We start from the raw sequence: 12,581 nt of genomic DNA, 5'->3' as shown, positions 1-12,581 counted from the left end.
GACTATCTCTCTGGTTCTAGTAATTATTCAAAATCCACAAAATTAGCAAAAATACACAAAAAAGCCTACTTGCTTAAGCTAACGGCTTTCTGCCCTGTAAAGTTGACAGAGTTACTAAATCTAAAAAATCTAGCTCCACTATACTTTTAGAACTAATGAAGCCAGAAATACTAATGAAGCCAGAAATTTCCCTATCCGCTCCCCCCTTGCCAACTCATTGGGCTAGCGCTTTAGAAGCACCTCAATCCCCAGTAAAAAACACCAACTCAATACTGGCATGGGTTGAGCTCGATCTCGATGGGGAAATGCGTTTTGAAAAAAGCCTGCTTTGCTTAATTCGATCGGGTCTATTTTGGAGTGACGGCACAGAGTCAGAATTCTGGTCTATTAGCTCTGGAGCGCACCTTTTACATGGCGATCATGCTGGAGTAGGGCACCTCAAGCTAGAGTCCGAGACCAGTCTGCTGCGGCTTTGGTATTTCACCTTGGCTGTTAATCCTCAGGTATTGCGCCTACAGAGTAGCTTTAAGCGTTTAATCCAGGGTGACCAGACCGCTAAAGAGCCTGAGGCCTCTGAATACGATAAACAGGTTTGTCCAGTTTGCTTGAGCCCTAAGCCTGCTAATTCAGATGCTTGCCCGACTTGCGATCCAGAGGATGATGCCCCTCCATCTACTTGGACCTTATTTAAATTGTGGCGCTTTGCTCGCCCCTACAAAAAAGAGCTTTTACTGGGCTTTTTCCTGACCTTACTGTCAACCAGCGCCACGCTAATTCCACCTTATCTGACGATGCCTTTAATGGATCATGTGTTGATCCCATATGAAAAAGGCAATCCCATCGATTTTTATTTGGCTAGCAAGTATCTGTTCGCCTTGTTTGCTGCGGCAATTGTAGCTTGGGGTTTGGGTTGGTGGAAGACTTACCTACTCGCATTAGTGAGTGAGCGTATCGGCGCAGATCTACGTAATACGACTTTTGAGCATTTACTTAAATTATCCTTAGAGTATTTCGGTGGCAAAAGAACGGGCGACTTAATTGCGCGGATTGGCGCAGAGACTGACCGCATTTGCGTATTTCTGTCACTTTACGCATTGGACTTTGCGACCGACGTCATCATGATCACGATGACGGCCGCAATTTTGGTGTCGATTGATCCTTTGCTCGCATTGGTCACTTTGGCTCCATTGCCATTTATCGTGTGGATGATTCATGTAGTGCGAGACAAACTCCGTTTTGGGTTTGAAAAGATTGATCGTGTTTGGTCTGAAGTAACCAATATCTTGGCTGATACGATTCCAGGTATTCGAGTAGTGAAAGCCTTTGCTCAAGAGGACCGCGAGCTCAAACGTTTTGTCGATTCCAATAGACACAATTTACAAATCAATGATCGCGTTAATCGCGTATGGGGATTATTTTCTCCAACAGTCACGCTTCTAACTGAAGCTGGCCTCTTGGTGGTGTGGGGTTTCGGTATTTGGCAGGTGGCACATCAAAAGGTCACGGTTGGTGTATTGATTGCATTCCTTGCCTATATTGGACGCTTCTATATTCGACTCGATTCGATGAGTCGCATCGTTTCTCATACGCAAAAAGCAGCTGCAGGTGCAAAGCGCATTTTTGATATCTTGGATCATGTCTCGAGCGTTCCCGAGCCAATTAATCCAGCGCCCTTGGGCGAAGTCAAAGGCCGCATCTCCTTGCGGGGCGTGGGTTTCCGGTATGGTAACCGCGCGGTTTCTAAAGGCATTGATCTAGATATTGCCCCTGGAGAAATGATTGGTTTAGTTGGTCATAGCGGCTCTGGTAAGAGCACTCTAGTGAACTTAATTTGCCGCTTCTATGATGTGAGTGCTGGCTCTATTGCATTGGATGGGCGCGACATTCGTAGCATCGGCATTGCTGACTATCGCAAGCGTATTGGATTAGTTTTACAAGAGCCATTTTTATTCTTTGGAACGATTGCAGAAAATATTGCTTACGGAAAACCGGATGCAACTCGTGAAGAAATTATTGAAGCCGCACGTGCCGCACATGCCCATGAATTTATTCTTCGCCTACCACTGGGTTATGACTCATTAGTGGGTGAGCGTGGTCAATCACTCTCGGGCGGTGAGCGTCAACGTATTTCAATTGCACGTGCGCTCTTAATTAATCCAAGCATTCTGATTTTGGATGAGGCCACCTCGTCGGTAGACACCACCACTGAAAAAGAAATTCAGCGTGCTTTAGATAATCTGGTTAAGGGCCGCACTACGATTGCGATCGCCCATCGACTTTCCACCCTAAGAAAAGCAGACCGCTTGGTTGTGCTTGATAAGGGTGAGATTGTGGAGATTGGCTCGCATGATGAGCTCATGGATGCGCAGGGCGCGTACTACGCCTTGTATCAAGCGCAGTTACGCCATGCTGCCGAGTTGGTTGAAGGTGGCGCTATTGGTGAAAGCATTGAAGAAAACAAAAATGAACGCGAAGAAGAGCGCCTGCAACTGATTGCCAAAGAAACTGGAGGTGGCGTATGAGTCATCATCAACAGTCGCACGCCTTAGAGCGTGATGCGCTAGGTCGACTCGTATTCATTGACGCTTCTGGCACTCGGCATACGGGCGTCTATCCAGTCAGAGCCTTCCCCATTACCGCCCCAGGCGCTGGAATCTCCATCATGGATCAGTCTGGTAAAGAATTGTGCTGGTTTGATGGTGTCACTGCCATTCCGGAGGGCGAATTAGCTCTAATTGAGGAAGAGTTGGCTGCTCGTGAGTTCATGCCTGTAATCGAAAAAATCACCAAGGTATCTACTTTTGCTACCCCGAGTATTTGGGATATCGAGACTGACCGTGGCCCCACCAGAATTCGCCTTAAGGGTGAAGAAGACATTCGTCGAATTGCTGGCAATACGCTTCTGATTGCTGACTCCAATGGCCTCCAATTTTTGATCAAGGATTCCACTCAGCTAGATAAAGTGAGTAAGAAGCTTTTAGATCGATTCCGCTAAGAATTTTTTCTACAAAATCCTTATAGGGTTACTACCAATAAGCTAGTGTTACCCCTAACTGCCCATTTGGCAATTATTGATGGCAATCAAGTATTCATGCCCTGTTATGGATAAAAATCCATGCATAACAAAGAGAAGCCAAAGTACTATTGGCATACAAAATTTTTTGGAGGAGCGTTCATGAAGATGAAGTTAAAGGGGGCATTGATTTCCACCGCATTAGCCCTCGGTGTTGCTAGTGTTTCACCCGCTTTCGCTGCTTGGGAACCAACCAAGCCAGTTGAGTTCATCATTCCTGCAGGTCCTGGCGGTGGTGCTGACCAGATGGCTCGCATGATCCAAGGAATCATTACAAAAAATAACTTGATGAAACAGGCAGTGATTTCTGTGAACAAGGGTGCTGGCGCAGGAGCTGAAGGCTTCTTAGCAATGAAAGAAGCTAAGGGCGATCCAAATAAGATCGTAATTACCCTCTCAAACTTGTTCACAACTCCATTGGCAACGGGTGTTCCATTTAACTGGCAGGACATGACTCCAGTAGCGATGTTGGCTCTCGATCAATTTGTTTTATGGGATAACGCTGATAAGCCTTACAAAACTGCCAAGGAATATATCGACGCAGCTAAGGCGGCTGGTCCTGGCAAGTTCAAAATGGGTGGTACTGGATCTAAATCGGAAGACCAGATCATTACTGTAGCGATTGAAAAGGCAACTGGCGCTAAGTTCACATACATCCCATTCAAAGGGGGTGGCGACGTGGCTGTGCAACTCGTTGGTAATCCATTGATTCTTCTGTGAACAATCCAATTGAAGCGGTTGCTCAATGGCGTGCAAACAAATTACGCGCATTGTGCGTATTTGATGACACTCGCATGCCATACAAAGAGAAGGTTACCGATACCCAATCATGGTATGACGTGCCAACTTGTAAAGAAGCCGGCGTTCCTACTGACTATGTCATGTTGCGCGGTATTTTCATGGCTCCTGGCGTAACTCAAGAGCAGGTTGATTACTATATCGATGTGTTCAAAAAAGTACGCGCTACACCAGAGTGGAAGAAGTTCATGGCTGATGGTGCGTTCAATCAGACATTTATGACTGGTAAAGAGTTCAGAAATTGGCTTACATTAAATGAAGCTTTGCATAAGCAGTTAATGACTGAAGCTGGCTTCTTAGCTAAGTAATTTTCAAGAAACTAAATAGGACCCCACTAGTAAGGGGTCCTATTTTTTGAGTAATTGTGTTTATTAACTTTATTAAAAAAGTATAAAAATGTCTGAACATACAAATAATACAAATCAAGACTCAGTGATTAGCGTTAGAGCGATGGATATCATCACCTCTATTGCATTCCTGGCTGTAGGTCTGACGGTAATGGTTGGTAGTCTGAAGTTGGGTGCTAGCTGGGGTGCTGATGGTCCAGAGGCTGGTTACTTTCCCTTTTACATTAGCTTGATCATCATGTTGTCCAGTGCGGTGACTCTGTATCAAGCTGCAATCGTTAATAAGAAAAAGAAAACAGAATCGTTTGTTGAAAAAGAGCCCTCTAAGCAGGTAATGGCAGTCTTGTTGCCGGCGATTGTGTTTGTTCTAGGTGTGCAATTGATTGGTATCTATGTTTCTTCGGCCTTCTATATCGCGATCTTCATGGTGTGGTTAGGTAAATACCCAATTTGGAAGGCAGTTGCCGTGTCAGTTGGTGTGAGTGCGGCCCTGTACCTGATGTTCGAATACTGGTTCCAGGTTCCATTGCCACATGGCTCATGGATTAATCCACTCGAGTTCTTGGGCGTGGAATAAAAAAGTATAACTATTAAAAAAGATTAAAAAAGAGTCCAAGTTGGAAGAAATTAACGCTCTATTCAACGGCTTTGCCGTTGCAATGACACCCTTTAACTTATTGCTAATGTTAGTTGGTGTAACGCTCGGTGTGATCATCGGTGTTTTGCCAGGTTTGGGTGGCGCAAACGGCATCGCGATTCTGTTGCCATTGACCTTCACAATGCCGCCAACATCCGCAATCATCATGTTGTCCTGTATTTACTGGGGTGCATTGTTTGGTGGCGCGATTACATCCGTACTATTTAATATTCCTGGTGAACCTTGGTCAGTTGCGACAACCTTTGATGGTTATCCAATGGCTCGTAACGGTAAAGCTGGTGAAGCATTGACTGCAGCGTTCACATCATCATTTGTAGGAGCGTTCTTTGCGATTGTGATGATTACCTTCTTGGCACCATTGGTTGCGAAGTTTGCTCTCCAATTCGGTCCGCCGGAATTCTTCTCGGTCTACCTACTTACCTTCTGTAGTTTTGTGGGCATGAATAAAGGTTCGCCTTTCAAGACAATTTCAGCAATGATGTTGGGCTTTGCGTTGGCTACCGTTGGTATGGATACGGTTACAGGTCAGTTGCGTTTAACTTTTGGTAACCCAGAGTTGATGCGTGGTTTTGACTTCTTGATCGCGGTTATCGGCTTGTTTGGTATTGGCGAGATTCTTCTTTCAATGGAAGAGGGCTTGGCATTCCAAGGTGCTGCAGCGAAGATTCGCGGTAAGGTTGTTTGGGAAACTTGGAAGCAGTTACCAAAATATTGGGCAACTTCATTGCGCAGCTGCTTGATTGGTTGCTGGATGGGTATCACTCCAGGTGGTGCTACTCCTGCATCTTTCATGGCTTACGGTGTTGCAAAACGCGTATCTAAAGAAGGTGACAAGTTTGGTACTGGAAAAATGGAAGGTATTGTTGCTCCAGAAACAGCAGCTCATGCTGCTGGTACAGCTGCCTTGTTGCCAATGTTGTCATTAGGTATCCCAGGATCACCAACAGCTGCTGTGTTGCTTGGCGGTTTGTTGATCTGGGGCTTGCAGCCAGGTCCATTGCTCTTCGTTGAGAAACCAGACTTTGTTTGGGGCTTGATTGCTAGTATGTACTTAGGTAACTTGGCAGGCTTGTTTGTCGTATTAACTTGCGTTCCATTGTTTGCCTCAATCTTGAGAATTCCGTTCTCCATCATTGCTCCAGTCATTATTGTGATTTGTGCGGTTGGTGCATACACCGTCCACAACGCGATGTTTGACGTTTGGTTGATGTTGGGCTTCGGTGTGCTGGGTTATGTCTTTAAGAAGCTCGATTACCCAATGGCACCTATGGTCTTGGCCTTGGTGTTGGGCGACCGTGCAGAAGACTCATTCCGCCAGTCCATGTTGTTCTCACAAGGTAGCTTAGATATTTTCTTCTCCAACCCATTGGTAGGCGGTATTACAGGTCTCGCATTGCTATTACTATTCTGGCCATTGATTGGCAAGTTTGTAGGCAAGAAAAAAGCTGCTGCAGCATAAGAGTGAAATAAGCTAGAAATAGCGATTTCATAAGGGAAAAGGGGCGCAAGCCCCTTTTTTCATGCAAAAAGCAAAATTCCGATAAAATCTCACCATCATGAATTTCCGCAAAAACCGCCTCATTCACTGGATTGCTGCTCTAGCAATCGCAATGAGTGCGCTTGCGCCAGCAGTTTCTCAAGCGGTATCGCTAGCGAAGCATGGCCAAGGTTTTGCAATGGAGGTTTGCTCTCCTGATGGCAATAAATTGCAAATTAATATTCAAAGCGAAGACCAGGCAGACCGCGCAGAGGCACAGCCATGCCCATATTGCATTGCTCAAACAGCCATTACGCCAGCATTCAATACCAACCTCACATTCCAAGCGCCGCAAACACTTGCTTTGCTGCCACAGCTTTTCTATCAATCACCCAAGCCTCTTGCTGTTTGGGTAACGCCCCCTTCAGCAGCACCTCCTACACAAGCCTAAATCTTTTTAGGGCATAGCTTAGCTATGTAGTTGGCAACCAAGTTGCCGTGATGTTGTGTGGAGAATTACATGTTTTTATCTGAAAAAATTTCATTACGCCTAAAGCGCGTCTATGTTGGTATTGCTATGGGTGTGGCCATTTGGCTCCTCTATGCCAGCTATCTCATTCTTTCAAATGCAACCAATACCCATACCGCCTTGGGTAGCGCAGAGATTGTGCTCACGCCAATTTCATCTATTCAGAAATAAATCCAATTCAGATTAATTCATAGACTTTAAATATCTCGGAGTAGAAATGAACGCATTAAAAATAACGCCGATAGCCTTAGTTGCATCTTTGATGCTTACTAATGCATACGGTCAAGCCGCCCCTAATTTGGATACCCTCACTGTGACTGGGATTCAGGAGGCGCCTCTTACGCAAACAACGATCTCAGGCAAAGAGCTCAATCAGTCACGTGTAAACACGCCAAATACTGCAGCCATGCTCCTGAATATCCCCGGTGTAAGCATGTATACCGGGGGAGGTGTTTCTGGATTGCCATCAATACACGGTTTAGCAGATGATCGCGTGGCAGTCAAAGTTGACGGCTTAGATTTAATCTCATCTTGCCCAAACCATATGAACTCACCACTTTCGTATATCAGCCCATCCAATGTTGGTAGCATCAAAGTGATCACTGGCCTTTCACCAGTGAGTGCGGGTGGTGACAGTTTAGGTGGTGTAGTCTCAGTTCAGTCTTTACCACCAGTCTTTGCCAAAAAGGGTGAGACGCTTACCCAAGGTGAGGTTGGCGCATCGTACAGTAGTAATGCCAGCGCAATTGCTGGTAACTTAAATGTGACCGCTGCTGGCGATGAATTCAGCGCCAACTACACGGTAGATTCTGCAAAGGCAGGAAATTACACCGCTGGTGGCAACTTCAAGCCTGCTGGAAATGGGATATCTCCGAGCACAGTCGGCGCCTCTAAATATATTGCAACCAATCAACAGCTCTCTTTAGCTTGGCAAAAAGACAACCACTTAGTGGAGTTTAAGGCGGGATATCAATTCATACCATTCGAAGGTTATTCAAACCAACGTATGGACATGACTAAAAACATTGGCTCACAATTTAATCTGAAATATACCGGTCAGCATGACTGGGGAAAATTAGAAGCCCAAGCCTACAACCAGATGGTGAATCACCAGATGGATGACAACACTGGAGCAAGAACTTCTCCAGCCATGCCTATGCTGACTGCAAGCTCAACCAATGGTGCCATTATTAAGGGCACTATGTCACTCTCCGATACTCAGTTAGTGAGATTGGGTACGGAATGGCGGGGTTATAAATTAAATGATTGGTGGCCTGCTGCATACTCCACCACGGGGATGATGGGGCCAAACACATTTCATAATATTAATAATGGCACTAGAGATCGACTGGCATTGTTTAGTGAGTTTGAGCAACAGTGGACTAAGGAGTGGATGGGTCTAGCTGGGGTTCGTGTCGAGCAAGTGGCTTCTAATGCAGGAAATGTAGCGGGTTATGGCGCTACTGCGTACAACGCTGATGCCAATCGATTTAATGCTCAGCAACGTCAGCAAACAGATTACAACTGGGATTTAACTGCGTTATCTAGATATAAGCCGGATAACAGTCAAAATTACGAGGCTGGCTATTCTCGTAAAACTAGGTCACCAAATCTCTATGAGCGTTACTCATGGTCTTCCGTCCCTATGGCAGCCGTAATGAATAACTTTGTAGGTGATGGCAATGGTTATGTAGGTCAAATTACGCTAGCCCCCGAGGTTGCAAACACAGTGAGTTTCGCGAGTGATTGGCATGATGCTAATAAAGAGTCATGGGGATTCAAGACTAATCCTTACTACACCTATGTGAGTAACTACATTGATGCAGCATGCAACACAACTTGTACCGTGAATAAATTCAATGTGCTGAAATATGTTAACCAAGACGCGCAACTCTACGGCTTAGATTTATCGGGCAATGTGATGTTGGGCAAACTGCCTCAATTAGGCAGCTTCCAGATGACTGGTATAGCTTCATATACGCGGGGTCAAAACGTGACAACCGGTGGGAATCTCTACAACATCATGCCGCTTAACGGAAAAATTGGCTTAGTGCAGTACTTGGGTGCGAATTGGACTAACACTGTTGAAGGGCAGTTCGTGGCAGCTAAGACCAATCTTAATGCTGTTAGAAATGAGATTGCTACTGGTGGATATTCTTTATATAACTTGCGTGCTTCATATGATGATAAAAAATATCGCGTGAACTTTGGCATTGAGAACTTGCTAAATAAACTCTATGCACTACCGCAGGGTGGGGCGTATGTAGGTCAAGGCAAGACCATGTCCATGAATGGCGTAGCTTGGGGTACGGGAGTGGCCGGGATGGGTAGAACTTTCTATGTCTCAGCCAACATGAAGTTTTAAGCAGTTAATTATCTAAGATAAAAGACGAGGGAAGCGATGATTTCTAGAATACTCAGAATATTGTCTGTGCTAGCAGTCATTGCTTTACCCTTATCCGCTCTAGCTGCGAAAGAGCCAATCTACATTAATCTTGCCACCAATGATCCAGCCAAGGTTTCAATGGCTTTGGATGCGGGTCGGCAATACGCAGAAAAAGGGTATCCGATTGTTATCTACCTCAATGACAAGGCAGTTAATCTTGGGGTAGAGGTTAAATCAGGAAACGTTTCCAAAGAACAAGAGGCGATAAGGCAGGCTATTGCAAATGGTGCAACCATCATTGTTTGCCCAACTTGCTTGGAGGATTACGGGTTTACCCTCATCAATTTAGTACAGGGTGTAGTGCTTGGAGCAGAACATTCAAATAATCGATAAAATCTCCCCATCATGAATTTCCGCAAAAACCGCCTCATTCACTGGATTGCTGCTCTAGCAATCGCAATGAGTGCGCTTGCGCCAGCAGTTTCTCAAGCGGTATCGCTAGCGAAACATGGCCAAGGTTTTGCCATGGAAATTTGTGCGGCAGATGGAGCAAGGTCACAAATTAGTATTCAAAGCCTTGAGAGTACAGAACTGGCTGAATCAGATCAGCCATGCCCCTATTGCATCGCTCATGCAGCCATCACGCCAGCATTTAATACCAACCTCACCTTTCAGGTGCCGCAAACACTGGCTTTACTGCCACAGCTTTTCTATCAATCACCCAAGCCTCTCGCTGTTTGGGTAACACCCCCTTCAGCAGCACCTCCTTCACAAGCCTAAGTCTTTTTAGGGCATAGCCTAGCTATGTAGTTGGCAACCAAGTTGCCGTGATGTTGTGTGGAGAATTACATGTTTTCAATTCAAGTGAGTTGGCCTTCTTTAAGGCAGATTTCATTATTCATATTTACAGCTATTTGCATAGCTTCTAATGCTATTGCTCATCCACAGGCTGAGGCAGAGTCTCAGGAGAAGATCAAGGCGTTGATTTCAAAGACGTTTGATCAGCCCAATTTGAAGGTGCAAACCAACCCGATCGTCATTGAGGGGAAAGTTGCCATTGCAGATTGGACTCAAGGTCAAAAGGGTGGCCGGGCGCTTCTCAGAAGAAAACATGCTGATTGGGAAATCATTGCTTGTGGAGGTGCTGGATTTAAAGATCCTAGTACTATTGCATCGGCAGGTATTTCTAAAGAGATTGCTAACAACATCACGGCAAAACTTAAGACTGCAGAAGCAACGCTTTCCCCGCAAAAAATTAAACAACTGGATTCATTTGATGGTGTCGTGACTATGGGTCACGGCATGCAGCATGAATCTGATTCAAAACATTAATTCGAGGCTAAAAATGAATTTATATAAAACCAAATTAGCGCTTGCTGCATCACTCATCGTGGCTGGCAATGTGTATGCACAAAGCGTTCCTCACGTCATTGTGACGGCAAAGCCGGATATTGCTGAGGTTGAAATTGACAAGTTCTCCAGCACCTCCGCCGTAATCACTGATGAAACAATTCGCGACTTACATGCAGCCGATAGCATCTGCCTTGCGTAACACGCCAGAAACTCAGATCTCTCGATACAACCCGGTGGGCTCATATGGTGGGGCTGAGGGTGGATCAATCTTTATTCGCGGTATGGGTTTAAGTAGGCCTGGTAGTGAAATTAAAACCTACATTGATAACGTACCGATGTATATGCCGATCTGGAATCATGCCTTATTGGACCTGCTACCAGTCAACGGTATGAAGGACATTACCATCTACAAGAGCGCACAGCCTCAGGTAAACGGTAATAACTTTGCCTCGATCAATATGAATACCAAGTCAGCGGGCCCTGGAAATGGTCTGTCAGGGAATGCAAGAGTTTCATATGGCTCATTCAATACGGTGATTGAGCAGGTGGATATGGCTGGACGTCATGATGATGTTGACTTTAATCTTGCTCAGGGATTTTCTAAATCCAATGGCCAAAGAGCTAATGCTAGCGGCCAGTTGAGCAACATTATGGGTGGCTTAGGATTAAAGCTAGATCGCAATTGGTCGGTTGGCGTGAGTGGAATGGCTATTAACAATACAGCAACCGACCCGGGAAATAACACCTTGCCGGCGCCTGCGATTGCGCCAACTTATGATTCTGCTGCTCAAATGGTTACAGCCTTTGTAAAGCATCAATATGATGCGGTCGAAGGTGAGTTCCGTTTCTATAGCAATACTGGCAAGGGCAACTTTAATAATGACAATGGTGCTGGTGGGTGGGGTACCGAAAATAATCCATTTACTATGCAGGGTTTCCGTTGGAAGGAAAACATTACCCCGTGGACTGGGGGTAGCTTAGTTCTTGGGTTGGATTACGACACTTCATATGGAAGCGTTACTCAAAGCAGGGTTGGGCCGCCAGTTACTGGAACAGTTAAAACAAATCTACCTACTTTTAAACTGACTTCTCCGTATGTTGGTTTAAGCCACAACATGAAGGTAAGTGATGCTTGGTCTCTACAACCTTCCGCTGGTGTTCGTACATATCAGAATAATTACTACGCCTCCAAGGCCGCGCCTTACGGTGGTTTATCCCTGATCTCTGATAGAGCAACTTTGTTTGCCAATGCGTCTAAAGGTATTAACTATCCCGGCCTAGAGGGTCCGGCGATGAATGCAGCTAACGCAGTTTGGACGCAGGCATTTGGTGCAACAGCTAACAACTCATGGGCAAATCTTTCGCCAGAAGAAATGAATCATATTGAGGTTGGTGGAAAGTTCTATCCGGACAAGAAGAGCCGAATTGATTTGAGTCTCTTTCAGGATGCTATTAGCAATCGTGCAACATTTACAGAGGCTGGACCAGTTGTTAATTGGGTGTCAATTGGCCAGTACACCACAAAGGGTGTCGAGCTCTCAGGTCAACGCGAAATCATTCCTGAGTTAACTGGATTTTTGGGCTGGACTTATCTAAATAACAACAGCACAGTCAACCTCCCTTATATGCCCCAGAATGCGTTTAACGCTGCACTCACGGGTTATGTATATAAGTTTAGGGTATCTGTAGACGCTCAGTTTCAAACATCGATATATACACAAAACTTAGCCCGAAATAGTGGATTTACCAACACAACGAAAGTTGATGGCTTTGCAGTGGCTAATGCTCGCGCGTCCTATCCAGTTCCAGAGTTAGGTAAGAAGGGTGAGGTTTTTGTAATGATTGAGAACATCTTTAACCAACAATACAGCTATCGCCAGGGTTACCCAATGCCAGGGACTTGGGGGTCAATTGGTTTATCTGCAAGCTTTAACTGATTATTTTGGTCGCGAGGTTTTAG

Annotated in this window: 12 protein-coding genes and 1 pseudogene; all 13 read left to right on the top strand. The window is 45.4% G+C overall.

The window, feature by feature from the left end:
• Nucleotides 1–173 precede the first annotated feature (173 nt).
• The gene (locus ACIQZ3_RS04335) at nt 174–2,522 is read left to right on the top strand and encodes an ABC transporter ATP-binding protein (RefSeq protein WP_397390685.1); all 2,349 of its coding nucleotides are present in this window, start codon (nt 174–176) and stop codon (nt 2,520–2,522) included.
• Entirely contained in the window at nt 2,519–2,995 is a 477-nt protein-coding gene (locus ACIQZ3_RS04330) for a DUF1854 domain-containing protein (RefSeq protein ID WP_397390683.1), read from the top strand. The genes ACIQZ3_RS04335 and ACIQZ3_RS04330 overlap by 4 nt, the downstream gene beginning before the upstream one ends.
• Nucleotides 2,996–3,181: 186 nt before the next feature.
• Nucleotides 3,182–4,179: pseudogene (locus ACIQZ3_RS04325) on the top strand (Bug family tripartite tricarboxylate transporter substrate binding protein).
• A gap of 88 nt (nt 4,180–4,267) precedes the next feature.
• On the top strand, nt 4,268–4,795 hold the full coding sequence (locus tag ACIQZ3_RS04320) for a tripartite tricarboxylate transporter TctB family protein (RefSeq protein WP_397390681.1): 528 nt from the start codon (nt 4,268–4,270) through the stop codon (nt 4,793–4,795).
• A gap of 40 nt (nt 4,796–4,835) precedes the next feature.
• Nucleotides 4,836–6,335 (top strand): tripartite tricarboxylate transporter permease, encoded by a 1,500-nt coding sequence (locus ACIQZ3_RS04315; RefSeq protein WP_216228635.1) that lies wholly within the window; start codon nt 4,836–4,838, stop codon nt 6,333–6,335.
• Between the two features lie 97 nt (nt 6,336–6,432).
• Nucleotides 6,433–6,804: a DUF2946 family protein gene (locus ACIQZ3_RS04310; RefSeq protein WP_397390680.1), complete on the top strand. Its 372-nt coding sequence runs from the start codon at nt 6,433–6,435 to the stop codon at nt 6,802–6,804.
• A 69-nt stretch (nt 6,805–6,873) separates the two neighbouring features.
• Complete coding sequence (locus ACIQZ3_RS04305; protein WP_397390678.1) at nt 6,874–7,053, top strand: hypothetical protein; 180 nt, start codon at nt 6,874–6,876, stop codon at nt 7,051–7,053.
• A gap of 46 nt (nt 7,054–7,099) precedes the next feature.
• A complete protein-coding gene (locus ACIQZ3_RS04300; RefSeq protein ID WP_397390676.1) occupies nt 7,100–9,247 on the top strand; it encodes a TonB-dependent receptor in 2,148 nt (715 codons plus the stop codon).
• A gap of 36 nt (nt 9,248–9,283) precedes the next feature.
• Nucleotides 9,284–9,661, top strand: a complete 378-nt coding sequence (locus ACIQZ3_RS04295) for a DsrE family protein (RefSeq protein ID WP_397390674.1) — start codon at nt 9,284–9,286, stop codon at nt 9,659–9,661.
• Between the two features lie 12 nt (nt 9,662–9,673).
• Nucleotides 9,674–10,048, top strand: coding sequence for a DUF2946 family protein (locus ACIQZ3_RS04290; RefSeq protein ID WP_397390672.1), 375 nt, complete (start codon nt 9,674–9,676; stop codon nt 10,046–10,048).
• Between the two features lie 69 nt (nt 10,049–10,117).
• Complete coding sequence (locus tag ACIQZ3_RS04285) at nt 10,118–10,600, top strand: copper uptake system-associated protein (RefSeq protein ID WP_397390670.1); 483 nt, start codon at nt 10,118–10,120, stop codon at nt 10,598–10,600.
• Nucleotides 10,601–10,613: 13 nt separating this feature from the next.
• A complete protein-coding gene (locus tag ACIQZ3_RS04280) occupies nt 10,614–10,820 on the top strand; it encodes a hypothetical protein (RefSeq protein ID WP_397390668.1) in 207 nt (68 codons plus the stop codon).
• Entirely contained in the window at nt 10,771–12,558 is a 1,788-nt protein-coding gene (locus ACIQZ3_RS04275) for a TonB-dependent receptor (RefSeq protein WP_397390666.1), read from the top strand. The genes ACIQZ3_RS04280 and ACIQZ3_RS04275 overlap by 50 nt, the downstream gene beginning before the upstream one ends.
• Nucleotides 12,559–12,581: the final 23 nt, after the last annotated feature.

It is taken from the genome of Polynucleobacter sp. (genome assembly GCF_044342855.1).
Taxonomy (GTDB): Bacteria; Pseudomonadota; Gammaproteobacteria; order Burkholderiales; family Burkholderiaceae; genus Polynucleobacter.
This window is presented reverse-complemented; position numbering and strand designations above follow the sequence as displayed.

Coding starts and splice junctions, on each gene's coding strand:
- ACIQZ3_RS04335 (WP_397390685.1), top strand. CDS start 174: ATGAAGCCAGAAATTTCCCTATCCGCTCCCCCCTTGCCAACTCATTGG.
- ACIQZ3_RS04330 (WP_397390683.1), top strand. CDS start 2,519: ATGAGTCATCATCAACAGTCGCACGCCTTAGAGCGTGATGCGCTAGGT.
- ACIQZ3_RS04320 (WP_397390681.1), top strand. CDS start 4,268: ATGTCTGAACATACAAATAATACAAATCAAGACTCAGTGATTAGCGTT.
- ACIQZ3_RS04310 (WP_397390680.1), top strand. CDS start 6,433: ATGAATTTCCGCAAAAACCGCCTCATTCACTGGATTGCTGCTCTAGCA.
- ACIQZ3_RS04305 (WP_397390678.1), top strand. CDS start 6,874: ATGTTTTTATCTGAAAAAATTTCATTACGCCTAAAGCGCGTCTATGTT.
- ACIQZ3_RS04300 (WP_397390676.1), top strand. CDS start 7,100: ATGAACGCATTAAAAATAACGCCGATAGCCTTAGTTGCATCTTTGATG.
- ACIQZ3_RS04295 (WP_397390674.1), top strand. CDS start 9,284: ATGATTTCTAGAATACTCAGAATATTGTCTGTGCTAGCAGTCATTGCT.
- ACIQZ3_RS04290 (WP_397390672.1), top strand. CDS start 9,674: ATGAATTTCCGCAAAAACCGCCTCATTCACTGGATTGCTGCTCTAGCA.
- ACIQZ3_RS04285 (WP_397390670.1), top strand. CDS start 10,118: ATGTTTTCAATTCAAGTGAGTTGGCCTTCTTTAAGGCAGATTTCATTA.
- ACIQZ3_RS04280 (WP_397390668.1), top strand. CDS start 10,614: ATGAATTTATATAAAACCAAATTAGCGCTTGCTGCATCACTCATCGTG.
- ACIQZ3_RS04275 (WP_397390666.1), top strand. CDS start 10,771: ATGAAACAATTCGCGACTTACATGCAGCCGATAGCATCTGCCTTGCGT.